At 39.7% G+C, this 25,538-nt stretch carries 22 protein-coding genes; 7 read left to right on the top strand and 15 right to left on the bottom strand.

Going from position 1 to position 25,538, the window contains the following annotated elements; translation table 11 throughout:
• Positions 1-15: 15 nt before the first annotated feature.
• The 4 genes from tamB to X781_RS05180 all read right to left on the bottom strand — a co-directional run bounded on the left by tamB (position 16) and on the right by X781_RS05180 (position 8,054).
• A complete protein-coding gene (tamB, locus tag X781_RS05195; protein WP_025235835.1) occupies positions 16-4,113 on the bottom strand; it encodes an autotransporter assembly complex protein TamB in 4,098 nt (1,365 codons plus the stop codon).
• 68 nt (positions 4,114-4,181) lie between these two features.
• A complete protein-coding gene (gene tamA / locus X781_RS05190) occupies positions 4,182-6,032 on the bottom strand; it encodes an autotransporter assembly complex protein TamA (protein WP_025235834.1) in 1,851 nt (616 codons plus the stop codon).
• Between the two features lie 12 nt (positions 6,033-6,044).
• Complete coding sequence (locus tag X781_RS05185) at positions 6,045-6,905, bottom strand: divergent polysaccharide deacetylase family protein (RefSeq protein WP_025235833.1); 861 nt, start codon at positions 6,903-6,905, stop codon at positions 6,045-6,047.
• The gene (locus tag X781_RS05180; protein WP_025235832.1) at positions 6,906-8,054 is read right to left on the bottom strand and encodes a peptidoglycan DD-metalloendopeptidase family protein; all 1,149 of its coding nucleotides are present in this window, start codon (positions 8,052-8,054) and stop codon (positions 6,906-6,908) included.
• A 163-nt stretch (positions 8,055-8,217) separates the two neighbouring features.
• Between X781_RS05180 and X781_RS05175 the strand changes: the two genes are divergently transcribed.
• A complete protein-coding gene (locus tag X781_RS05175; RefSeq protein ID WP_025235831.1) occupies positions 8,218-8,901 on the top strand; it encodes a 2,3-diphosphoglycerate-dependent phosphoglycerate mutase in 684 nt (227 codons plus the stop codon).
• A 72-nt stretch (positions 8,902-8,973) separates the two neighbouring features.
• On the opposite strand, the gene frr is transcribed toward X781_RS05175, so the two are convergent.
• Complete coding sequence (gene frr, locus X781_RS05170) at positions 8,974-9,531, bottom strand: ribosome recycling factor (RefSeq protein ID WP_025235830.1); 558 nt, start codon at positions 9,529-9,531, stop codon at positions 8,974-8,976.
• 49 nt (positions 9,532-9,580) lie between these two features.
• Entirely contained in the window at positions 9,581-10,294 is a 714-nt protein-coding gene (gene pyrH, locus X781_RS05165; RefSeq protein WP_025235829.1) for a UMP kinase, read from the bottom strand.
• Between the two features lie 92 nt (positions 10,295-10,386).
• On the opposite strand from pyrH, the gene X781_RS05160 reads away from it, so the two are divergent.
• A complete protein-coding gene (locus X781_RS05160; RefSeq protein WP_038643929.1) occupies positions 10,387-11,928 on the top strand; it encodes a phosphoethanolamine transferase in 1,542 nt (513 codons plus the stop codon).
• 119 nt (positions 11,929-12,047) lie between these two features.
• Here X781_RS05160 and tsf read toward each other — a convergent pair whose 3' ends face one another.
• Entirely contained in the window at positions 12,048-12,899 is an 852-nt protein-coding gene (tsf, locus tag X781_RS05155) for a translation elongation factor Ts (protein ID WP_025235827.1), read from the bottom strand.
• Between the two features lie 96 nt (positions 12,900-12,995).
• Positions 12,996-13,709 carry a 30S ribosomal protein S2 gene (gene rpsB, locus X781_RS05150; RefSeq protein ID WP_025235826.1) on the bottom strand — a complete coding sequence of 238 codons (714 nt, stop codon included), beginning with the start codon at positions 13,707-13,709 and terminating at the stop codon, positions 12,996-12,998.
• A 202-nt stretch (positions 13,710-13,911) separates the two neighbouring features.
• Here rpsB and X781_RS12315 point away from each other — a divergent pair, with 202 nt between their 5' ends.
• The 5 genes from X781_RS12315 (at position 13,912) to X781_RS05130 (ending at position 18,532) form a co-directional block, all read left to right on the top strand.
• On the top strand, positions 13,912-14,073 hold the full coding sequence (locus X781_RS12315; protein WP_158497211.1) for a hypothetical protein: 162 nt from the start codon (positions 13,912-13,914) through the stop codon (positions 14,071-14,073).
• Positions 14,070-15,098 (top strand): Fe(3+) ABC transporter substrate-binding protein, encoded by a 1,029-nt coding sequence (locus X781_RS05145; protein WP_025235825.1) that lies wholly within the window; start codon positions 14,070-14,072, stop codon positions 15,096-15,098. Before X781_RS12315 ends, X781_RS05145 begins: the two co-directional genes overlap by 4 nt.
• Before the next feature lie 121 nt (positions 15,099-15,219).
• On the top strand, positions 15,220-16,866 hold the full coding sequence (locus tag X781_RS05140; RefSeq protein ID WP_025235824.1) for an ABC transporter permease: 1,647 nt from the start codon (positions 15,220-15,222) through the stop codon (positions 16,864-16,866).
• 9 nt (positions 16,867-16,875) lie between these two features.
• Positions 16,876-17,886, top strand: coding sequence for an ABC transporter ATP-binding protein (locus tag X781_RS05135; RefSeq protein WP_025235823.1), 1,011 nt, complete (start codon positions 16,876-16,878; stop codon positions 17,884-17,886).
• 13 nt (positions 17,887-17,899) lie between these two features.
• Positions 17,900-18,532 carry a DsbA family oxidoreductase gene (locus X781_RS05130; protein WP_025235822.1) on the top strand — a complete coding sequence of 211 codons (633 nt, stop codon included), beginning with the start codon at positions 17,900-17,902 and terminating at the stop codon, positions 18,530-18,532.
• Between the two features lie 57 nt (positions 18,533-18,589).
• Here the strand turns inward: X781_RS05130 and X781_RS05125 are convergent, their stop codons facing one another.
• The 7 genes from X781_RS05125 to lepB form a co-directional block, all read right to left on the bottom strand.
• On the bottom strand, positions 18,590-20,080 hold the full coding sequence (locus X781_RS05125; protein ID WP_025235821.1) for a helicase HerA-like C-terminal domain-containing protein: 1,491 nt from the start codon (positions 20,078-20,080) through the stop codon (positions 18,590-18,592).
• 23 nt (positions 20,081-20,103) lie between these two features.
• Positions 20,104-20,523, bottom strand: coding sequence for a hypothetical protein (locus tag X781_RS12510; protein ID WP_235068794.1), 420 nt, complete (start codon positions 20,521-20,523; stop codon positions 20,104-20,106).
• A gap of 4 nt (positions 20,524-20,527) precedes the next feature.
• On the bottom strand, positions 20,528-21,769 hold the full coding sequence (rhlB, locus tag X781_RS05115; RefSeq protein WP_025235819.1) for an ATP-dependent RNA helicase RhlB: 1,242 nt from the start codon (positions 21,767-21,769) through the stop codon (positions 20,528-20,530).
• A 75-nt stretch (positions 21,770-21,844) separates the two neighbouring features.
• Complete coding sequence (recO, locus tag X781_RS05110; RefSeq protein ID WP_025235818.1) at positions 21,845-22,567, bottom strand: DNA repair protein RecO; 723 nt, start codon at positions 22,565-22,567, stop codon at positions 21,845-21,847.
• 225 nt (positions 22,568-22,792) lie between these two features.
• A complete protein-coding gene (era, locus tag X781_RS05105; protein WP_025235817.1) occupies positions 22,793-23,710 on the bottom strand; it encodes a GTPase Era in 918 nt (305 codons plus the stop codon).
• Positions 23,711-23,759: 49 nt separating this feature from the next.
• Complete coding sequence (gene rnc, locus X781_RS05100; RefSeq protein WP_025235816.1) at positions 23,760-24,434, bottom strand: ribonuclease III; 675 nt, start codon at positions 24,432-24,434, stop codon at positions 23,760-23,762.
• A 56-nt stretch (positions 24,435-24,490) separates the two neighbouring features.
• A complete protein-coding gene (gene lepB / locus X781_RS05095; RefSeq protein WP_025235815.1) occupies positions 24,491-25,450 on the bottom strand; it encodes a signal peptidase I in 960 nt (319 codons plus the stop codon).
• Positions 25,451-25,538 lie beyond the last annotated feature (88 nt).

Here is a 25,538-nt window from a genome sequence, read left to right as displayed (position 1 = left end):
TAACAACCTTTTGAATTAGAACAGTTTATCAAACTGGAAGCGGTACATTAAATCGACCGCTTGATTTACGTTCGAAACCCATTGTAAATAGAGTCGTGGGGTTAAGTTATATCGCAATGTCAGTTCAGTTAAAGGAGCAAATACGCCGACACCATATTTCACACGGAAACGAGGCGAGAGACTGGCACTCACTTCTACTTTGGTATTATCCCCAATGCCGGCGGTGCTTACGCTGAGATCTTTTAAGCCAAAGGCACTGCCGACATCACCGACTAATTTGCTACTTTTGGATAAACTCATACTGAGCAAGGCAGCCGCTACCCCATTGCTTGAGCCTGCATCGCCGCTACTTTCAAGTGATCGCCCTGTTAAAATATAGGAAAGGACTTCGTTTTGCGACATTGCCGGATCGGAGAATACTTTCACATTTGGTGCATCCGCCAAGCCTGTTACCCGTACCCCGGCGGTAATGGTTGGATCTTCCATTGCATCCGGGTTTCTCACTGCTTCAATATCTAAGTATGGCTGTGAAGGCGAGCCAGCAAAACTGATATTTCCTTTGCGGATCAATAAATCTTGTCCATAAGCTGCAAAACGTCCTTCGTCTAAGCGAACTTGTCCGTAAAGCCCTAAGCCTTGCTTACCGCGACGCACCGAGAGTAATCCGTTTAAATGACTATTCAAACCGTATGCCTTGAGCTTAACATCATTACCAATGTTAATTTTAATATCCGCATTAATTGCCATTCCACCTGCAGTTTGAGTTGGAATAGTGCGTTGATTAAATGGCACTTTGTTTCTTGCAGAGCCGTCCATAATCACTTCATCGCCACTTACGCTAACGGCTTGTTCCGGCAATTGTTCTACTTCAATTCTTGCCCACGGTACATCAATATTACCACTTAATGTTAAAAGTGTCGGGGTTGCCACAACTTGAATATCAGGGCTGATTTCCACTCTTGCTAAGCTCGGAATATCCACTCTGAAGCGATTTGCTTGAGCGTGAACTCTGGTTCTCCAGGCATTAATATTTCGCCAATCTGCGTCGCCTTCCAAGCGTAGCTCACTCTCTTTTGTTTGTAGCCTCCCGTTTAATGTAGAGGTTGCTCCGTGAAAGTTCATCGCTAAATTACCATCTGTTACATCAAACGGCATCGTAACAGAACGTGCTTTTAAGCCTGTTAAATTCAAGTTTCCGTGTAGCAACGGTGAGGTTGCTTTACCACTTACCGTTAAGCGAGCATTAATTCTGCCATCAACAAAATCACCTCGTTCAAGCAGTGGATGAATGAGCTTTAAGGTTAATTGGTCAATATTGATATTACCTGATAAGCTTCTCGCATTATTTAAATCTTGCATCACAATGTCAGTTGTCAAAGTGCCGTTATTTTCAACTCTTAAATTCGATTTAAGGGCTAAATTGTTATCTGACATTTTCAGATTAATTTTTAATGGCGAAACCGTAAGCGGAAAGGTTTTTCCGCCTTCCATTTTCTGCACAAATTTAATGGAATTGGAAGTGAGATCTAAATTAACCTGTGGCGGTTTATTTTTAAACCACGCAGCATCACCTTTGGCGTTTACAATACCTGAAATTTGGCTGGTATTATCCAGATAATCTTGCAACACCGCTAAGTTAAAATTGCGAATATCGAAAGGTACTTTGCCCTCTTGCCCTGCATTAAATGCCGTTGGGAAACAGAGGTGAATTTTCGGGTTTTGCCAGCAGTGAGCAGACACATTAGCATTAATCGCTTTATTGTCATATTTCACATTCACTGCTTTATCCGTTTGGAATCTGCCAAACTCGGTAGATTGAATAGCAACTTGGCTCAACTGCCCTTCCCAAATCTGTTGCAAGCGGTCAAATTTTCCAGAAATTTGCAAATCGCCTCCAACCGGATTACCTTTTGAAGTTAATTTCAAGCTATGGTTTGCTTCATTCCCTTTTGCCAATAAGGTAGCACTTTCTACTTTAATGTCATTATAGGCAAATTGGCGTAGCCCTAATTCTACATCGCCTTGAATGGTCTGCTCAGTCGTAATTTTGCCCTTTGCGGTTAAATGTTGAAGTTTAAATTGTTCATAGCTCACATTAGAAGCAGCTAAATCTAAATCCACATTTGGCTCGGCAATTTTGCCTGATAATTTCACATTGCCATTCACACTTGCTTTTAAATTTGGCACTAAACCTTGTAAATTCGGGGCTTTGATATCTGCATAAAAATCTGATTTTTCGCCTAAAAGCCCCTTCAGATCAATTTTGTTTTCGCCATAAACCAGCGATAAACCGGGCACATCTAAAAGTTGCTGATTATTGGCATTCAAATTCCCTGTTAATTGTAGGTTCTTCTGGTGTAGTGAGCCTTTAATATCAATATTTGAAACATCTGCTTTCCAATCTGAACCTGTATTGCCACGCCCTGCATAACCTTGAGTAGAAAGAGAACCTGATAATACCGCTGCCCAATCCGGTACTAAAGCTTTAGTATTAATATTGTTTAGCTTAAGATTAGAATTCCACTCGATCCCTTCTGTCCAATCAATTAAGCCCGTAAGTTGAGCATTACCTTCTAACGTATTGAGCAATAAATCGTGGATATTAACATGCGTTAATTCGCCATTGCCTTTTAAATCAGCGGAACTTGGCGGAATTCCCATACCTTTGGCACTCACTTTTACTGCCAAATTGTAAGCAAGCGAATTACCATTCAGATGAATGTCAATATTCTCTAAAACCAGCGTATCATCACCTTTTTGCGGTGCAAAAGGATACTTCACTGATTCACTTTTAAGCATCAGATCAAAAGGTGTTTTAGGCGTTGCAAGCTCAATATGCCCCTCTAAAGCTGCCTTAATAGCTCCATCTGTTTGTAAATTCAGCACGGTTTTATCATACAACTCGCCTGAAAGCATTGCCTTGATATGACTAAATGGCAATTTCACTTTAGCCTCTTTTGCCTCAATGCCTTCTAGCTGCCAATTTAATGGATAATTCTCTTTAAGTGAAAGTGTACCTGTTGCACTGAGATCGCCTTGATCGCTCTTAAAATCCAAGCGTTGCAAGGTTACCAGCTGATCTTTCGCTTGTGCTTGAAGCTGTAAAGAATTGACATTGATGAGTGAAATCGGCTCAACCAAGTTGCCTTTTCCATCTTGTGCTTTTTGAGCGACCGAAACATTAGCAATATCAATCTGTTCAATAGTTAAATCTAACGGTAACGAGAGACGGATATTTTTATTTAAGATCGGTTGTTCTAGCTGAGCTTTAATCGCCGCCCAATCCACTTTATTATGCGACTGTTGTTCAGCTTCTGCAGTGGTTTTACCTTGTAATTGATGGAATTCTTCAACTACTTTTTCGCCGGTTTTTTCCACCGCTTCTTGAACAACTTGATCCATCGCTTCTTGTGCATTAGCCGGGTTTCTGGTTACTGTAACTTTTGCATTTTCTGCGTCAGAATCGACCGCTTGTGTATCTAGTGCTTCCTCCACTTTTAAAGCTAATAGCAACTTTAAGCCATCTAAGGTGGTAGGCTTGATAATAACCTCACGCCCTTTGCCGGAAATTGAGGTATTGAAGTGATTAAGATGAATATCCATATCATCAACGCTGACATCAATATTCTCTAGGGTGATATTTTTCGCTGAAATACCGAGCGGTAAATTTAGCTCAGTGAAAGGCGTGTTGTCTTCTTTTTCTTGAGAAGGCGGAAGTTGAGTGGTATCAATAACAACTTTGGTATCCTGCACGTTAAAATTGTTTAGACAAACTTCATATTTAATTAAGCAATTAAAATCAATGTGTAAGTCTACTTGACCTATTTGTACATTAACGCCATCAGTAATAAATTGAGTATCAGAAAGTTGCAAACCGTCTTGAATGCTACCTTCAACTTTTCCGATCTGCAACGGTTCAACGAATTGATCAACCCACTGAACAGTTTTACGCTGCCCAAAGCCTGTGCATAAAAATAAAATAAGAGCCAAGAGCAGAATTAAAAAAATATAAATACTCCATTTCAAGAAACGCCATTTTGAGCTAGGTTTCTTTTTAGGCATTTCTTGTTGTGCTTGCATTTCTTGGCTATCTATTATTTGTTGTTCATTCATCATTTTGAATACTTACTGAGTAATAAAATCATCATTGGTAAAATTTTAGTAAAATCGCACCGCTTGTATTAAATATCCGAGCCTAAGCCAACATAAATTTGGAAACCGCGTTTATTATCAGGCGATTTTACAGGCATACCCACATCAAATTTAATTGCTCCTATAGGTGAAGCCCAGCGAACACCTAAACCTGTCCCCTGATGCAACTGTTTTGTCTCAAATTTATTCGCTGCTAAGCCCACATCATAAAACACCGCTCCCCACCAGTTTGGGTAAACTTGGTATTGGTATTCAAACGTACCTGTAGCTAAATGTGAACCGCCTACACGTTTCCCATTTGCCGGATCTCTCGGTGAAATATCTTTATAACCAAAACCACGCACACTCATATCGCCCCCCGCAAAAAAGCGTAAGGCAGGCGGAATACGTTCAAATTGGTTTGCTTTCAAATAGCCTAACTCCGCCCTTAAGTAGAGGCGATGATTATCTGCATAAGTTCTCACAAACGACGTAGAAGCTTTATAGCTATAAAAATTCACATCTGAGCCAAATATTTTGTTTCCCCAATTTACGGTAAGTTTTTGGCTATCTCCCCATAATGGGTAAGGCTTGCCATCAGTGCGGGTACGATTTAATGAAGCTGTCGGGTAAACTAATAAAGTTTTAAATCTATCATTCGCTTGCGTAAAGGAATCATAACGGGTTCTTACACCGGCAGAGAATGACCAACCTGTTGTTCGAGTCCAAAAACGTTGTAGAGCGAAACTTGCTGCAGTTGATTTCGTATCCTTCTGATCTTCATTTTCAACCGTACCCGATATCTGATAGTAGTAATGAAGCGGATCCTCTTTTAGCGGAATATTGTAACCAAATTCAAATCTCTGCTCAGGGGCGGAAATATAAGTTCGAGTATCGATACTATGCCCTCTTTTATTTCGCCACGGTTTTTTCCAGTTAAATTGTAGGCGAGGTCCTACTTCGGTTTCATAACCGATACCAATTTCCACCTCATTTTTCTTTTTCGGTTGGAGCAGCACGTTCAAATCTACCGTCTTATCTTGTTCATTGAGATGTGGCTCAACCATTACCGATGAAAACCAGTTACTGGATAAATAATCTTGAGTTAAGTTTGAAAGATCATTGGCAAAGTAATGATCGCCCGAATTAATTTTCAGAATATTGCGTAAATATTCCTCTTTAATTTGGCTATCTACAAAATTAATTTGTCCATAGCGATAGCGAATGCCGCTATCATAACCTAAACGCCAATCAGCTTTATAATCGGTTGGGTAAACTTCTAAACGGTGATAGAGCCAATGCCCGTCAAAATAACCTTTGCTGAATGCATTGCTTTCAATATCACTCTTAAAGTTTTCATAGGTTTTATGATTTAAACGAGAGCCTTGCTTCGGGGCTTTTTTAGTGATAGCTACAAAATCTTCATCATTTTTCGCTTCGCCTTGTAGCACAATATCGGTCTCATCAATTTTGACGGTTTCTTTATCCAGCTCAACATTCAGCACCAATAAAGGCTTCTTACCGCTGTTAGGCAGTTGCACAAATTGATATTTGCTATTGTAATAGCCTAACGCACGCAGAGCTTTATCCACCGTTGTTTGCACTAAATATTGATGGCGTTCTGAACCGTCCGCATATTCATCGGCAATTTGGTTTAAATACAAATCGACATTTTTCTTTGCTTCTTTATCGTGAATGCCTTTGATGTCTAAATCCATTAAAGCTTCCACTTTTTCTTCATCATTTGGATCATCTGTGAGTGTATCTTCCAATTCACCGATTCTTTCTTGATCAACATCGGTAATTCTATCTTGTTGATTGTTCTGTTCCTGATTTGCTTTAGCCATTGAAGCAAAAGCAATTAAACAGCAGAATGTTAAAAAATGCAGTTTTGTATTCATTGATAACCTTTATTATTTTGGAATGCCGCGTAATAGCGGCACACTTTCATAAGGTGGTACAGACGTTAATGCTGGTTCTTGCTCAAATAGTATAATGAACGGTTTTTCCGGCACTACTTTTTCATTTCGCCACAATGCCCCAACCCCGATTAATTCAATATCTTTCGGTAATTGAGCTAAATGTTGTTTAAGTACACTAATCGTATTCTTGCGAGGATGTCCAATGACAATGGCTACGCCGTTTTTGCGAGCGTACTGAACGGCTTGCGAGAATTGTTTCTGCACATCAGAAAGCAGATCGCTATCGTCTAAAAAAATATCTCGCTCTAATGCATTTACCCCAAATTGGCGAGCAGTGTTAGCCGCAACACTGCTACCAATGGTTTTACTATCTAAAAAGAAGAGTGAATGCTCTTTCAACACCTTCATTAAATGTTGCATTGTGGCTGGATCTGAGGTTGCCCCACTACCCATATGGTTATTTAAACCAATCGCATAAGGTACTTGACTACGGGAATGCTCAATAAGTTTCCGAATTTTTTCTTCGCTATCACCAATTTTAACGCTATTTGCTTCAATCAATTGTTTAGATTTCGGCTGCATTGGCAAATGAATTAAAATATCACGCTTTTGAGCATAAGCCTCTTTCGCCCTTTCTGCCGCATAAGGAGCATCAGGAATAATTGCCACACTCACTTCTTTAGGCAACGACAAAATTTCCCGATCTTCTTTTACCCGATATCCCACATCATCAATCACAATGGCGATTTGGGCTGCTTGTGTAAGCGGTGAAAAAAGCATAAAAATTTGCAAAATCAGTACAATTTGCAAAAAAATTGTAAAATTTAACCGCTTGTAAATCTGCTTTAGCATCTATTTCACCAAATTTAACGGATTGACAGGTGTGCCTTTTCGAGTTACACCAAAATAGAGAGCAGGACGAGTCTGTCCACCGGTATTCCCCACTTTAGCAATTACTTGCCCGCCTTGCACTCGATTACCTTTGCTCACAGAAACAGACTGATTGTAGCCGTACAGTGAAATATCACCATTGCCGTGATCGATTGCAACCATATTGCCATAGCCGGCAAGCCATTGTGCCATAATTACTCTGCCGCTTGCCATCGCTTTTACCGACGTACCTGCTGCTGCTCCAATGACCACACCGTGCCAATTATTGCCGAATTTGGTGATGATATTGCCCGAAACAGGCATCGTATATTTGCCTGCTTTAATTGGTGCACTACTCACGTTATCTGAAGTTTTAGATGATTTTGCCTGTTGTTGCTCACGCTTTTGAGCTTGTTCAGACTCTTTTTGAGCTTTATCCAATTGTTGTTTTAACGCCTGTTCATTACTGCGTAAATTCTCCAAGCGACTTTGGTCTTGCTCAAGCGTTTTATCAATAGAACGCAAAGTACTCTCACGCTGACTTTGAACTTTCTTTAAATCTTTTTCTTGTTTTTTATGTTCGTTTAATTGCGATTGATGCTCTTTAAGCTGAGCTTTCAGCTCATCCCGTCTGGTTTTCAAATCTGCTTGGGTCTTACGAATTTCGACAATCGAATCAATACGGATATTATTCATATGCTCATAATAAGTCGCCATTCTTTCCGCATTTTTTGCATCTTCCGATAATAAACGCTCTAGCACAGACGGATTCACGCCCGAACGGTAGGCAGAATCCAGCTGCTCTTTTAATTTCTCTTTTTGCTGTTTTTCTTGTTTTTCAAGACGGTTAATCTCAAGCTCGGTGGCTTTAATCGTTTGTCGAATTTCACCTAACGACATTTCAGTTTTTTGCAATTTATCCAACACTTTTCCCATTTCAATTTCTTGAGATTTCAAAGTGGATTGCAATGCTGTGCGTTTTTGTTTCTGCTCGTTGATTTTAGAGGTTTGCTGCTGAATTTTCTGCTGAATCTGATTTAAGTTATTCGCCCACGACGAAGGCACGGAAAAGCTTAACACCCCACCTAAAATTAAAGCCCAATAATAAAAATTTCGTTGTTTCACAAGCATACCTTTTCTACAAAAACATCATTAAGCCTATATTCTAATCGGTTATTTGCTCAAGATCAGCTTTTTAGTGAAAGAATTTAACTATCTATTTAAAAACGGCAAGAATTTTGTTATAAATACCGCAGTTTCAAATCCATTATTTAACTCAAAACAAGGAGTCATTATGAAATTAGTCTTTATCCGTCACGGCTTTAGTGAATGGAATGCAAAAAATTTATTTACAGGCTGGCGTGATGTAAATTTAACAGAACGCGGCATTGAAGAAGCAAAATCTGCAGGTCAAAAATTAAAAGATGCAGGCTTTGAGTTTGATATTGCCTTTACCTCTGTATTAACTCGTGCAATCAAAACCTGTAATATCGTGTTAGAAGAATCTAACCAATTATGGGTTCCACAAATCAAAAACTGGCGTTTAAACGAACGTCATTATGGTGCGTTACAAGGTTTAGATAAAAAAGAAACTGCGGAAAAATACGGTGATGAGCAAGTTCATATCTGGCGTCGTTCTTATGATATTTCTCCTCCGGATTTAGACCCACAAGATCCAAATTCTGCTCATAACGACCGCCGTTATGCAAACTTACCGAAAGATTTAATTCCAAACGCAGAAAACCTAAAAATTACCCTTGAGCGTGTATTACCATTCTGGGAAGACCAAATTGCTCCGGCGTTAATTTCAGGTAAAACCGTATTAGTTACTGCACACGGAAACTCTCTTCGTGCGTTAGCGAAACATATCGAAGGCATTTCTGATGCAGACATTATGGATTTAGAAATCCCAACCGGTCAGCCGTTAGTGTACGAATTAGACGACAACTTAAAAGTGATCAGCAAACGTTACTTATAATTTGTAAAGTTTTGATGAAAAATAACCGCTTGTAGTGATACAAGCGGTTATTTTTTGAGGATGTTTTGCAAATTAGAAATCTAATAATTCTTTTTCTTTTGCAGCTAACACTTCATCTACTTTTTTGATGAAAGTATCAGTGATTTTTTGAATATCTTCTTCAGCTTTGTGTTGTTCGTTTTCGCTGATTTCTTTATCTTTTAACAACGCTTTGATTTGGTCGTTTGCATCACGGCGTACGTTGCGAATAGCAACTTTGCCTTGCTCGCCTTCAGATTTCACGATTTTAATTAAATCACGGCGACGTTCTTCTGTTAATGGTGGAAGAGGAACGCGAATTGTTGTGCCGGCTGATGATGGGTTTAAGCCTAAATCTGAGGTTAAAATCGCTTTTTCTACCGCAGAAATTAATGATTTATCAAATACGTTTACCGCTAATGTGCGAGCATCTTCTGCTACTACGTTAGCTACTTGGCGTAGAGGTGTTGCAGAACCGTAGTATTCAACTTGAATACCGTCTAATAAAGAAGGTTGAGCACGACCGGTACGAATTTTTGCAATATGACCTTTTAAAGCCTCAAGGCTTTTTTCCATACGATCTTGTGTATCTTTTTTGATTTCATTAATCATTGATTGTTTATCCTTTTACTTAAAACAGAGTTAAAAATAGAGAAAGTTATTAAGAAATAGTTGTGCCTTCTTCTGTGCCAAATACCACTTTGCGTAATGCACCTGGTTTACCCATATTAAATACACGAATCGGCATTCCGTGATCGCGTGCAAGGGTAAATGCAGCTAAATCCATTACTTGTAATTCTTGATCGATTACTTCAGCATAGGTTAATTGATTGAAAAGTTTAGCATCTGCGAATTTTGCCGGGTCTTTATCGTAAACACCATCTACTTTTGTTGCTTTTAATACAACATCAGCTTCAATTTCAATACCACGTAAGCAAGCGGCAGAATCGGTGGTGAAGAACGGGCTGCCTGTACCGGCTGAGAAGATTACTACACGTTTTTCACGTAACATTTTGATGGCCTCAGACCAATTGTAAGTATCACAAATCCCGTTTAATTGGAATGCAGACATTAATTTTGCATTCACTTCGGCACGGTGTAGAGCATCACGCATCGCTAAGCCGTTCATCACGGTTGCAAGCATCCCCATATGGTCGCCCACCACACGGTTCATTCCAGCTTTAGCTAATTTTGCTCCACGGAATAGGTTACCGCCACCAAGTACAACGCCAACTTCAACGCCTTCTTCAAGCAACTCTTTAATTTCTAGTGCCATACGATCTAAAATAGACGGATCGATACCAAAGCCCTCGTTGCCTTGTAAGGCTTCACCACTTAATTTGAGAAGGATTCGCTTGTAAATAGGTTTGCTCATTTTATTTGCCTCTTAACTGTATGGACTAAACACAAAATTACGTTATTATAGAACAATCCACTTCAACGATAAACCGAAAAATTTTAACAACAATGAGAAAAAACAAATTTTTAGCATTATTTATTGCACTTTCACTGGCTGTTCTTGCAAGTTATTTGATGCTGATTGGCTCAGGCTTTTTTCCGACTCCCACTATCTTTGAAATACTATTTGGGGTATTTCTGATTATTATCTTAGCCAGTTCTAAATGGACTTACTATGCGTTACTGTTGCCAATTAGTATTGCTTATGCCTTTTATACGCCCATTGGGCTTAATTTTGGTAAGCCAACCTATGAATATATCGCTTCCGTATTCGCAACTGATATGATGGAGAGCAAAGAGTTTCTGGCTCAGCTCCCTATTTTGCATATTTTAGCCGGTATAGTGATTGTACTAGCGGTCATTTTTTTCAAAAAAATTACCAATGCTTATCAAATCCACTTTTTGAGAAATAAAACTTTTGTCATAGCCGCTTCTCTTTTAATGTTAGCTCAACTTGCTCCATTCAAGTTTTTCCAAGAATTTTATAGTTCAGGAACAAAAGTCGCGAAAGAATTGGAGAAATTAAATAATTTAACCTTAGAATCCCAATGGGGAGAATCGAAGCTTGGCGACAACGCAAAATATGATGATTACGTGCTGATTATGGGCGAAAGTGCAAGGAAGGATTATCACCACGCCTACGGCTACCCTATTCCTAACACGCCTTTTATGAGCTCGGCAAATGGTACGCTTGTTGATGGTTTAACCTCTGGTGGTACAAATACGATTGCCTCACTGCGTTTAATGCTGACCAAGCCTGATACTGAAAAATGGGAGGCTAACTATGCCTTAACCTTGATTGATTTAATTAAGTCTGCAGGGGTAAAAACCTATTGGATTTCCAATCAGGGCTATTTGGGGAATTACGATACACCTATTTCCTCTATCGGCAATAAAAGTGATGTTAAAATCTTTACCAAAGCAGGCGATTCACTCAATACCAATGTGAGCGATTTTGAATTACTGCCACACTTCAGCAAAGTGATTACTGAACCTGCAAGCGGTAAACGCTTTATTTTCTTGCATTTATACGGCTCACACCCGATTACTTGCGACCGCTTAACCGATTATCCGAAAATGTTTGACGATAATAAATTACCGAAACGCTACTTTAACGTGAATTGCTATGTATCTTCCATTAAGAAAACCGATGAATTGCTAAAACGGGTATATGAGATGTTAGTGAAAAACCAAACCGAAACTCAGCGTTCATTTTCGATGATCTATTTATCTGATCACGGCTTATCTCACGAAATGTCTAAAGATAATATTGTCATTCAAAATGGTAAAGATAGAAGTAAATTACACTACGACATTCCATTGTTCAAAATTTCAAGTGATGATACTCAACGTAATATTTATAAGACATTTAAATCAGGGCTGAATTTTACCAATGGGATTGCAAATTGGATTGGCATTGAAAATGCGTTGTTAGATAAAGAGCTTGATCTCTTTAATAATAAAACTGATAAAAGCGATTACGGGCTGAAAAAAATCATTGAAACCCAATCCACTGTAGAAGATCCGGCTGTTGTTATTCCATCACATTAATTCTACTTGTAGGGGCAAATTGCAATTTGCCCTATTATTAACAAGGGCAAGTCCACACAATCATTAGACAACAAAAAAGCAGGCAAAAGCCTGCTTTTTTCATCAACTCAAAGACTGAATTAAGCGTTACCGCCAGTGATTTTAGCAACTTCTGCTGCGAAATCTTCTTCAACTTTCTCGATACCTTCGCCCACTTCTAAACGGATGAAGTTAGCAACTGAAGTACCTACTGATTTTAAGTATTGACCCACAGTTTGTGATGGATCCATTACGAACGGCTGACCGGTTAATGATACTTCACCGGTGAATTTAGCCATACGGCCTTCAACCATTTTCTCAGCGATTTCTTTTGGTTTACCTGAGTTCATCGCGATTTCGATTTGGATTTCACGCTCTTTAGCGACTACATCAGCAGACACATCTTCCGGGTTTACGAATTCAGGTTTGCTTGCAGCAACGTGCATTGCTACTTTGCGTAGTTCTTCTTCAGAACCTTCACCTGCAACTAATACACCGATTTTTGCACCGTGTAAGTATTGTGCAATTACGTTACCTTCTAAGAATTTAACACGACGAATGTTCATATTTTCACCAATCTTAGCCACTAATGCAACACGTTTTTCTTCAAATTGTGCTGCTAATGCTTCGATAGAGATATCTTTGTTTGCCGCTGCGAAATCTGCAACTTCGTTTGCTAAACCTAAGAAACCTGCGTCTTTTGCTACGAAGTCAGTTTGGCAGTTCATTTCAACTAATACGCCGAAACCGTTAGCTACGCGAGCTAAGATTACACCTTCAGCTGCGATATTACCTGCTTTTTTAGCCGCTTTCGCTTGACCAGATTTACGCATATTGTCAATCGCTAATTCGATATCGCCGTTTGCTTCTTGTAATGCTTTTTTACATTCCATCATACCTGCACCGGTACGTTCACGAAGCTCTTTAACTAATGATGCTGTAATTTCAGCCATTTTTAATTCCTCTTGATTTGATACGGGAAAGACAGGATTTACCTGCCTAGAGATTTTATCGTTTAGGGCAGGTAAAACCTGCCCCTACAAACTGAATTATTCTGCTGCTTCTTCAGCTGCAACAACTTCAACGCCACGACCTTCTTTGATTGCAGCTACTGCTGAATCTAAGTAAAGTTGGATTGCACGTGTTGCGTCATCGTTACCAGGGATGATGTAATTAACGCCATCTGGAGTTGAGTTAGTATCAACGATAGCAAATACAGGAATACCTAAGTTGTTTGCTTCTTTGATTGCGATATGTTCGTGATCAGCACCAATTACAAAAATTGCATCCGGTAAACCGTTCATATCTTTGATACCGCCTAAGCTTAACTCTAATTTCTCTAACTCACGAGTACGCATTAACGCTTCTTTTTTAGTGATTTTGTCAAAAGTACCGTCTTGAGTTTGAGTTTCTAAATCTTTTAAACGTTTGATTGATTGACGAACTGTTTTCCAGTTAGTCAACATACCACCTAACCAACGGTGATTTACGTAAAATTGTTGGCTATCTACTGCTGCTGCTTTAACTGCTTCTGACGCTGCACGTTTTGTACCAACGAATAACACTTTACCGTTGTTAGAAGCAATGCGAGTTAATTCTGCTAATGCCTCGTTGAATAAAGGTAATGTTTTTTCTAAGTTGATAACGTGAACACCATTACGAGCACCGAAAATGAATGGTTTCATTTTTGGGTTCCAGTAACGAGTTTGGTGACCGTAGTGAACGCCTGCGTTAAGCATATCGCGCATAGAAACTTGTGCCATAAGAATTTTCCTTCAAAGTTGTTTGTTTTGCCACTTATGAACGGCAAAACGGGGTTTAGCCTCCACATATCCTAGAAAATCAATCTAATTAAATAGACACCCCAATTTCTAGCTTGTGATATGTGTGTGTTTTAGTGTTAAAAAATAAATGGTTATGTTTTTTCTCTTACTCAATCAGTAAAGACAAAAAACGGCGAGTATTATGCCAAAAAACAAACAATTTGCCAATCACTTTATTCATGTTTCAAAATTAATTGCTCTAAATAAACAAAAACCGTTCTCATTATTGACTAAAGAAATAAGTGCATTTAGAATTGCCGAAATTGCTATACAAAGTCAATCAAACAAAGGAGACTATCAATGAAAAAAACGCTTTCTGCACTTGCTGTTGCTGCTGCAACCTTTGCTTCAACCTCAGCACTTGCTGCTAATGAAGTGAATGTTTATTCTTACCGCCAGCCTTACTTAATTGAGCCGATGCTGAAAAACTTTGAAAAAGACACCGGAATCAAAGTAAATGTTATTTTTGCTGATAAAGGTTTAGTTGATCGTGTGAAACAAGAAGGCGAATTAAGCCCGGCTGATGTACTTTTAACAGTGGATATCGCTCGTGTAATGGAAATTGTGAATGCGGGTCTTGCTCAAAAAATTGACTCTGAAGTATTAGAGAAAAACATTCCTGAACAATTCCGTGATTCTAACGACCAATGGTTCGGTTTAACTACACGTGCTCGCGTAATTTACACCTCAAAAGATCGTGTAGGTAAATTACCTGCCGGTTTTGATTACTTAGATTTAGCAAAACCTGAGTATAAAGGCAAAGTTTGCGTTCGTTCAGGTAAAAACTCTTACAATGTATCACTCTTTGCGGCGATGATTGAACATTACGGCATTGAGAAAACAAAAGCATTCTTAGAAGGCTTAAAAGCAAATCTTGCACAAAAACCACAAGGTGGCGACCGTGATCAAGTAAAAGCAATCAAAGAAGGGATCTGTGATTACTCTATCGGTAACAGCTATTACTACGGTAAAATGTTAGATGATGAAAAACAAAAATCGTGGGCTGAAGCGGCGGTAATTAACTTCCCTAGCGGCGAGTACGGCACACACAAAAACATCAGCGGCGTAGTAATTGCGAAACACTCGCCGAACAAAGCAAATGCGGTGAAATTAATCGAATACCTCAGTGGTGAAAAAGCACAAGGTTTATATGCTGAGCTTAACCACGAATATCCGGTAAAAGAAGGCATTGAGCCATCTGCAATCGTAAAAGGTTGGGGTACATTCACAGCGGATAAAATCAAGCTGGAAAATATCGCAAAACACTATGAAGCAGCATTAAAATTGGTTGATGAAGTGAAATTTGACGATTTCTCTGAGAAAAAATAATCAACCAACAAGCGGTCATTTTTCCACAAAAATTTGCAAAATTTTGCTAAAATACGACCGCTTGCAAAAGGACGCATTTTGCGTCCTTTTATTTTTTATGGAATAACAGGCTTAAAGAAAAATGCGATCACAATTTTGCTGGAAAAGCATTGCAACTCTAACCACTTTTATTGTTTTACTTCCACTCCTTGCCATTGGTTATCACGCATTGCAAGGAGACAGTGAAAACCTTTCCCATCTTTGGCAAACAATGTTGCCAATCTATCTGAAAAATTCAACATTATTAGTGTTAGGAACGGTATTTCTCGCTTTGATCTTTGCTCTGCCTACCGCTTGGATTGTGGCTAACTATCGCTTTTGGGGACAAAGAACCTTGCAATGGCTACTCTGTTTGCCTCTTGCAATGCCTGCTTATTTAATCGCCTATTTATATACTGATTTACTAGATTACTCGGGGGCTTTTCAAGGCTGGTTACGTAGTATTTTTGGCTGGACCAGCCCTCAAGATTATTGGTTTCCCCAAATTCGAACATTGTACGGTGCTTGCTTTGTACTTGCATTAGTGCTGTATCCATACATTTTTTTATTAGTGCGAGTGGCATTATTAGAACAGTCTGAAAACCTAACGCATAGTGCAAAAATGCTCGGAGCATCTCCTGCTAAACTTTTTCGCCGTATTACATTACCATTAATTCGCCCTTCTATTGCAGTTGGTATGGCATTAGTCGCAATGGAAACCTTAGGCGATTTTGGCACCGTTGCCTATTTTGCCGTACCAACGCTTACTACGGCAATTTATGACTCGTGGCTAGGCTATCACGATCTCGGCACAGCCAGCCAAATTGCGGTCTTTATGCTGCTGATGATTTTCCTATTTTTGACTTTGGAACAATACAGCCGCCGCAAACAAAAAAGCTATCAACGTGGCTATGAAAAGAAATCAGCCTTTAAATCTTTAACCGGTTGGAAATTAGCATTAGCCCTTGCTTGGTGCTGGGGCTTATTGGCGTTAGCTTTTTTCATTCCGTTTGGCAGATTGCTCTATTGGGCATACGACTATTTCGAGCAAGCGTGGAATTTAGACTTTGTCCAATTTTCGCTTAATAGCTTAAAAGTGTCGATTATCGCCTCAGTCATAACGGTTCTAATTGCCCTACTTCTGCATTTTTCTAAACGTTTGAATACCCGCAAAATTTTAGTTAAAAATGACCGCTTGTCGTTACAATTAGCCTCTCTTGGCTATGCTGTTCCGGGAACAGTATTAGCGATCGGTTTACTTTCACCTTTAACATTTGCCGATCATCAACTCCACGCTTGGCTAAAAAGCCTTGAATTATCACCTGTTGGATTGATTTTTTCAGGCTCACTCTTTGCATTGGTATTAGCATATACCATCCGATTTTTAGCAATGGCAATCGGAAGTCTTGAAACTTCGCTCAATAAAATTTCACCTTCATTGGATATGGCAAGCCAAACGCTTGGTAAAAACGGCATCACAATGTTAGCAAAAATCCATATCCCATTGATTTATAAAGGCATTCTAACTGCCGGATTGATGGTTTTTATTGAGAGTATGAAAGAGCTAAACGCTTCTCTGCTACTCCGCCCGTTTAACTTTGATACACTCGCAACCTACGTGTTTACCTTTACATCAGACGAGCAACTTGAGCGTGCTGCTCTGCCTGCCATCGTATTGGTGTTAGTCGGTTTATTGCCGGTGATTTGGCTTACTCGATCACTTATTTCGCAGTCTGAAAAGGAAAGATAAAGGAATTTTATGTCTGTTTTAACTATCAATAATCTGAATCTTAATTTTGGCAGCACAACGGTTTTACAAAATCTCCATCTCGCGGTAAATCAGAATGAAATTATTTGCCTGCTTGGTGCAAGTGGCTGCGGTAAAACTACCTTACTGAAAGCGATTGCCGGGCTATTGCCAATTGAACAAGGTGATATTCATTTAGCCGGACAATGCTTAAAAAGCAAAGCGGTAGAAGAGCGTAAAATCGGGCTGATTTTCCAAGATTATGCTCTTTTTCCACATTTAACGGTGGCTGACAATATCCAATTTGGTTTATCTAAATTGCCAAAAGCTCAACAAAAAGCGATTACCGAAAAAATGCTTTCAGTTGTGCATTTGCAAGGCTTTGAAAGCCGTTTTCCACACGAGCTGTCGGGCGGACAACAACAACGTGTCGCTATTGCCAGAGCATTAGCCTGCCAGCCAGAACTGCTACTGTTAGATGAGCCGTTTTCCAATATTGACAGCCAAACTCGTTATGCGATGATTCAAGAGATCAAGCAAATCTTAAAAAGCCAAAATGTGCCGGCTATTTTTGTAACCCATAGCAAAGAAGAAGCCTTTGCGTTTGCCGATAAAATTGCCGTGATGGATCAAGGAAAAATTGTTCAATTTGGTAAGCCAAACGAGCTATATCATTCTCCGGTTAATCCATTTGTAGCGGATTTTTTAGGTGGCACAAACTATCTTAACTGTAATGTAACGGAAGACAAAGTGCTATGTAGCCCGATTGGTGAGTTCCGACTCTTCCCTGAAATGGACGTTCAGAAAGGGCGTTACCGCTGGCTTCTTCGCCCGGAGCAGATTATCTTAAAACCCAATGAGCTAGGCTTAGGTAAAGTGGTAGGCAAACTGTTTTTAGGCTTATACTACCGCTATCAAGTTGAAATTAAAGGCATTGAGATTGTAACTTACCAATCCCAAGAGCTGAAAATTGGCGAACAGGTGGAAGTTGGCTTCCAAGTGAGAGAATTTATCCTATTTTAAACAGAGAGAGAATATGAAAATTGAAGTTTGGTCAGACTTTGCCTGCCCGTTTTGTTACATCGGCAAACGCCATTTAGAGCAAGCCTTAGCTCAATTTGAGGGTGAGGTTGAAGTGATTTTCCGAGCCTTTGAGCTTGACCCACACGCAAATGGTGAACCGGAAGGTGATATTCAGCAACGCTTAATGCAGAAATATCAAAAAACGGCTGGACAGGCTGATGAAATGATTAACTATGTAGAGGAAGCTGGAAAACAAGCCGGGCTAGATTTACGCTACCGCACCACACAATACACTCGCACCTTTGAGGCTCATCGCTTGGCAAAATTTGCGGAAAGTAAAGGCTTAGGTGAAGCAATGGTTGAACGTTTATTCAAAGCCTATTTTACCGATAACACTATTTTAGCTAAACGCACAGAACTTATCGGTTTAGCTTTAGAAATCGGCTTAGAACGTGATGAAGTCGCTCAACTGCTCACTGGCGATGATTTCGGGCACGAAGTCCGTGAAGACGAGCGAGTTGCCCACAAATATGGTATTCACAGCGTCCCATTTTTTGTGATTGATGAAAAACTCGGCGTGTCAGGGGCTCAACCGCCAGAAGTGTTGCTAAATGCCATCAAACAGGCATTGCAAAAAATAAGTTGAAAAAAGACCGCTTGTAATGAATAAACAAGCGGTCTAATTCTTCTTAAAATTTGCAATTTATTTTTTGGTGATCGCTCCTAAAATGCCACGCATAATTTGCTTGGTTACTTGGTTGCGTAAATTTCTACCAACTGAATGTGCCACTTGGCTAACCACTTGTTCGGTAATAGATTGATCTTTTTTCTTCTTCGAGCCAAAAATCGAAGAGATAATGCCACCTAAGAAATCGTTATTTTCGTCTTCCACAGCAGCTTGCTCGGCTTTCACTTGTTCAGCTTTAGCATTAAGCAATTCAAACGCTGATTCATTATCTACATACTGGCTGTAATGATGATACAGATCATCCTGTTTCACTAAAGCATCACGTTCTCCTGTAGCTAATGGAGATAGCTGGCTTTTTGGCGGATAGATATAGGCAATTTCAACAGGTGTTGGCATTCCTTTTTCATCTAACACCGAAACCAACGCTTGCCCTACACCAAGTTGAGTAATAGCTTCTACTACATTTACCTCTTTATTGGCACGGAAGGTCTCCGCCGCTGATTTCACTGCTTTTTGATCACGAGGCGTGAAAGCTCGCAAGGCGTGTTGAATACGATTACCGAGCTGCCCTAGCACAGAATCGGGTAAGTCGAGTGGGTTTTGCGTAACAAAATAAACCCCAACACCTTTAGAACGAATTAAGCGAACCACCTGTTCAATTTTATCTACTAATGCTTTAGGGGCATCATCAAATAATAAGTGAGCTTCGTCAAAGAAAAGCACAAATTTTGGTTTTTCAGGATCGCCAACTTCAGGTAAATTTTCAAATAATTCTGCCATAAACCACAGTAAGAAAGCACCGTACATTCTTGGAGAATTAATTAATTTTTCCGAATTTAAAATATTGATTACACCACGCCCATTGCGGGTTTGCATCCAATCGTGTAAATCTAGTGCAGGTTCGCCAAATAAATTATCCGCCCCTTCGTTTTCAAGTCTTAATAATGCTCGTTGAATCGCACCGACACTTGCTGCTGATACATTGCCGTATTCCACTTGGAATTCTTTCGCATTATCTGCCACAAATTTAAGTAAAGCACGCAAATCTTTTAAATCAATCAATAGCAATCCACGATCATCTGCTACACGGAAAACAAGATTTAATAAACCTTCTTGGGTATCGTTTAAGTTAAGTAAACGGGAAAGTAGCATCGGTCCCATTTCGGAAATCGTGGTACGAAGCGGAATGCCCGATTCACCAAACACGTCCCAAAATGAGACAGGATAACCGTTTAAGTAATCCTCTCCACCTAAGTTGAACATCTCAATGCGTTCTGCAATTTTTCCGGAAAAACTGCCCGCTTGTACTAAACCTGAAAGGTCGCCTTTTACATCCACTAAAAATACCGGCACACCATCATCACTAAAGGCTTCCGCTAATTTTCGTAACGTAACTGTTTTACCTGTACCTGTCGCCCCAGCCACTAAACCGTGTCGGTTCGCCATTTTTGCGTTAAGTGAGATGACTTTGCCCGATTCTGTTTGAGCAATATTATATAAACCCATTTTTGATTCTCTTTCGTCTAAAATTAACTTTTAATGCCAATGCGGAAACCTCTATCCCAATTATGATAATAATGAGAAGGTAACTCTTTTACATTATAGCCACAGTATCTACTTCGTTGTTCTAACATTTGGTTTTTCTGTGCACGGAATGATTTCCCTACACGATAGCCATCTAAATACCAATCATCACTGTCTTTACAAGCGGTCGTATTTATCCGTTTATTTACAACAGTTTGATTAACTATAGGTAATTTATTTTGACTAGCTTTAACCGTCGGATTTAATCCTATATTACGCTCTTTTTTCGTTGTAATCTTAGCTGATGAATGACGATTAACCGATTCTGCCGAAGATAACCAATCTTCCTCAAACTGCTCTAGGTTCTTACAGCCAGTCAGCAATACTAAGCAACATAGATATTTAGCAAACTTAATGGTATTCATAGCTCTATTTATTCCAACCATTACGATTATTTTTCTTTGCAACAAAAGGACTTTTACTTCTTGGACGATTCACTTTCGGCAAATCAAATAAAGACTCCTTATCATATTGGCTGACCGGAATTTGATGTCCGATATACTCTTCAATAGCTGGTAAATTTACCGCGTAACGCTCACAAGCAAAGCTGATTGAATGCCCACTTTCCCCTGCTCGACCCGTTCTGCCAATACGGTGAACGTAATCTTCTTTATCATCAGGCAAATCGTAATTAAAAACGTGCGTTACATCCGGAATATGTAATCCACGAGCAGCCACATCAGTTACAACTAAAATATCCAAATTGCCTTTAGTGAAATTATCCAGCAACGACAGACGTTTTTTCTGCGGAATATCACCCGTTAGCATACCAACCCGATGACCATCTGCTGCTAAATATTGCCAAATTTCCTCACACTTGTGCTTGGTGTTGGCAAAAATCATACAGCGTTCCGGCCACTCTTCTTCCAATAAGGTTAATAATAATGCCATTTTATCTTCATTTGACGGATAAAAAAGCTCTTCTTTAATGCGATGACCTGTACGTTGCAGTGGTTCAATTTCGATGTATTCGGCATTATCCATATCTTCATAAGCAAGCTCTCGCACTTTTGCCGATAAAGTGGCAGAAAAAAGCAACGTTAAACGCTCAGAAGGCTTAGGGGCTTTTCGCATTAAATAGCGGATATCTTTAATAAAGCCAAGATCGAACATTCGATCTGCTTCATCTAGTACTATCACTTGAATGTTATTTAAGTTGATAATGCCTTGTTTTACATAATCAATCACTCGACCTGTTGTACCAACAAGAATATCTACACCTTTTTCAATTTCTTGCACCTGCTTATCGTAGCCATCTCCACCATAGGCAAGGGCAAGTTTAAGATCACAATGTTGTAAAAATAACTGTGCATCCGCCCCAATTTGTACCGCCAATTCACGAGTGGGAGCAAGAATTAAAGCTCTAGGTTGATTTTTTGCCGTTTCAATTTCATTATTTAATAAGTGGTTAAAGGTCGCAATTAAAAAGGCAAGCGTTTTCCCTGTACCCGTTTGGGCTTGTCCTGCAATGTCATTACCTTTTAAGGTAATCGGAAAGGTTTTCGCTTGAATTGGCGTACAGAACTCGAAACCTTTACTATCCAACGCATTCAGGACATTAGCGTGAATAGGGAAATCGATAAAACGGTGCTCGGTAAGATGGTTTGACATAATATTTCCTTGAGATAATTGTTATTGTTACAAGCGGTTATATTTTACTGAAAATTTGCAAAAAATTTAACAAAACTAACCGCTTTTCACTTTATTAGGCAAGATTGCTTGAAAAAGTTCTCGGCTTTTGAGTGGCTGAGAACCTAAATAGGGTTTTAATGCAATACGGGTAAACCGTTTTGCCGCTTGTTGGGTTGCTTTTTCTGAAAAATCAAGCTGAGAAAATGCCAGTAAATCACGCCCTAAAAAACTGTGGTTATTTTGAAGTAGCGAGGCAATAAAGCCTTCATTTTCTCTGAATTGATAGCTCATATTCGGATCAACCGGTAAACCTGTTGCCGCACAGTGGGTAAAATCCACCCCATAGCCCAATGCTTTGAGGGTATGAAATTCAAAGGTACGTAAAATCGGCTCAACCCGATCTTGAGTGGCTAGTGCCGTCATACAATGTAAATAATGCAGAAAGAGTTCTGGGTAAGCGGTCTGATTTTCCAATACTCTTGCAAGCACTTCATTGATATAGAAACCACTATAAAGAGCGATTGTTTCCATCGGTAAAGTAAGTGCTGCCGGCTCTGCTTTAGTGAGGGTTTTCAGATCCCCTTTTCCCGTCCAACGCAACAACAATGGCGTAAACGGCTGCAACACCGCTTTCAACGGCGAACGAGCCCGCCTTGCTCCTTTAGCAAGTAGTGTGATCCGTCCGTGATGTTCCGTAAAGAAATCCACAAGCAAACTACTTTCGCTGTATTCTCGGCGATGAAGCACAAAGGCTCGTTGCCATTGGTCTGTGGTCATAATGTCTTATAAATTATGAGGCTGTAATACTTCTGCCAAATCTCCCCCCCTCTTTGCTAAAGAGGGGAGATCGTACAAAGTCTATTTGTAAGTCATTTCCCTATTTAACAACTCAGGTAGAAAGATGAATTTAAAATTTATGGGGATCTAATCCCCCTCTTTAGAAAAGAGGGGTTAGGGGAGATTTGATACAATCTTAATTTTACGAATGAAAGTTAAAGAAGCCTACTCTTCCATATACCCCAAACTTCTCAACGCTCTTTCGTCATCAGCCCAGCCAGCTTTAACTTTCACCCAAAGCTCAAGGTGGACTTGGTTATCAAACAGGCGTTCCATATCTTTACGGGCTTCAATACCAATGGTTTTGATTTTTTGACCGCCGGCACCGATAACCATTTTTTTCTGACCATCACGCTCAACCAAAATTAAGCCATTGATCTCATACACACCACGCTCGTTCATTTTAAATTGTTCAATTTCTACCGTTACCGAATAAGGCAATTCTTCACCGGTGAAACGCATTAATTTTTCACGGATAATTTCCGATGCCATAAAGCGTTGGGAACGGTCTGTTACGTACTCTTCAGGGAAATGATGCTCGCCCGGGCGTAACGATTCACGTACAAATTTTTGCAGAATATGGACGTTTTTACCACGTTGAGCCGAAATCGGGAGGATTTCTGCGAAATCAAATTTTTGTGAAAGCTCGGTAATATGTGGCAACAACTCTTCTTTTTCTTTGATATTGTCGATTTTGTTGATCGCCAACAACACCGGGGCTTTTGCCGAGCGGAGCTTGTTCAACACCATTTCATCGTCATCCGTCCATTTTGTGCCTTCAACGACAAAAATGATTAAATCCACATCGCCAATCGCCGAGCTTGCTGCACGGTTCATTAAACGGTTAATGGCACGTTTTTCTTCAATATGAAGTCCCGGAGTGTCCACATAAATCGCTTGGTATTGATCTTCAGTGTGAATACCGACAATACGGTGGCGAGTGGTTTGTGCTTTGCGTGAGGTGATTGAAATTTTTTGCCCTAAAATTTTGTTCAATAAAGTCGATTTCCCAACATTCGGGCGACCAACAATGGCAATAAAGCCACAGTAGGTTTTGGTTGGAATTTGGTTTTGTTCTGTCATTTGGTTTTCCTTTCATATAGATCCCCTTCTTTAGAAAGAAGGGAATTCGTTATTTCTTTGTTTTAATTACCGCTAATACTTTTTCTGCTGCGTTTTGTTCGGCTTTACGGCGACTCGTGCCGGTGCCGATAAAAATTTCATCGAGATTGATCACTTTGCAAGTAACACGGAAAGTTTGGTTGTGGGCTTCGCCTTTAATATCTAATACATCATATTCAGGCAAGGGCAATTTTCTGCCTTGTAAAAACTCTTGCAGGCGGGTTTTTGGGTCTTTTTGTGAATCGTCTGGGCTGATTTCTTTTAATAAATCCGCATACCAATCCATCACTTTTGCCATTGCCTGATCCATATCTTGATCTAAATAGATAGCTGCAATTATGGCTTCTACACAGTCCGATAAAATAGATTCTCTGCGATGTCCGCCATTTTTTAGCTCACCCGGACCTAATTTTAGATATTCGCCTAAATCAAATTTACGGGCAATAATGGCTAAGGTTTGTTCACGCACAAGCGTTGCCCGCATACGGCTTAATTCTCCCTCGTTCGCTTTAGGGAATTTATCGTATAACGCTTTGCCGATAGTAAAATTTAAAATCGAATCGCCCAAAAATTCAAGGCGTTCATTATTTTTCGCCGCCGCACTACGGTGCGTTAAGGCTTGAGTGAGGTAATCAAGGTTATGAAATTGATAACCTAATTTTTTCTGTAATCGTTCGAGTTGCATAAATTCTTTATTTATTAAAGACTTAGGGGCGAATTACAATTCGCCCCTACACGACATTATTGAATAGTAGTAAACATTCTAGAAAAACGAAGCCCTGTAGGGAACTCGTTTGCTTTTTTATCTAAGCTGAGCCAGATAAAAGTTGCTTTACCTACAATGTTTTTCTCAGGTACAAAGCCCCAAAAACGGCTATCTTCACTGTTATCACGGTTATCGCCCATTACAAAGTAATGTCCTTCTGGCACAATCCACTCGCCTTCTGCTTGACCTTCTTGCTTGTAGAAATAAGGAGCATAGTTAAACGCCATCGGGTGATTTAAAATTTGATGCGTAACATCACCTTTTTCCATACGTTCCACTTGCATTTCACCGTGATAGAAGAACTCAGGGTTTGGCTTGCCTTCGCTGTATTCAAATACCTTAGTTTCACCATTTGCTTTGGTAATTGTTAATTGCTGGGTGGCAAAATCATATTTTAGTTTATCGCCCCCTACTGCAACCACTCGTTTAATATAATCAATATGCGGTTGTGCCGGTGCTTTAAATACAATTACATCACCACGCTCCGGCTTACCGGTTTCAATTAAAGTATTTTGCCAAATCGGATCTTTAATACCATAACTGAATTTATTCACCACTAAGAAATCGCCTACTCGTAGTGTAGGTTCCATTGAGCCACTTGGGATTTGGAACGGTTCAAATAAGAACGAGCGAAGTATGGTAACAAAGAATAAAATGCCGAAAAGCGAGGCAAAAAATTCGCCCACTGCCGATTTTGGCTGAATTTCTGCCATTTCTTCAGCGGTTAATGCTCTGCCTAAGCGTTTTTGCTGTTGAGCAATTGCCTGTTTACGTCTTGGATCGGCACTGAATTTGTAAAATGCCCAAAAGCCGCCGCAAATCAATACCAACGCCACTAAAATGATCGAAATAGTATTCGGCAGTTGCATTGAATCCAACCATTTCCAAATACCGTAAATAATGCCTAGAAAAATAATCGGCATAAATTGTGCCATTTGATTTCCTCTCTGTTTTGTGGGGGCGAATAATGATTCGCCCCTACGTTTTGTTTTTGCAAAAAATCCTGAAAATATGACCGCTTAC

The organism is Mannheimia sp. USDA-ARS-USMARC-1261 (assembly GCF_000521605.1).
Lineage (GTDB): Bacteria > Pseudomonadota > Gammaproteobacteria > Enterobacterales > Pasteurellaceae > Mannheimia > Mannheimia indoligenes.
The sequence above is the reverse complement of the archived record's forward strand: the minus strand, read 5'-3'. Positions and strand labels throughout refer to the sequence as shown.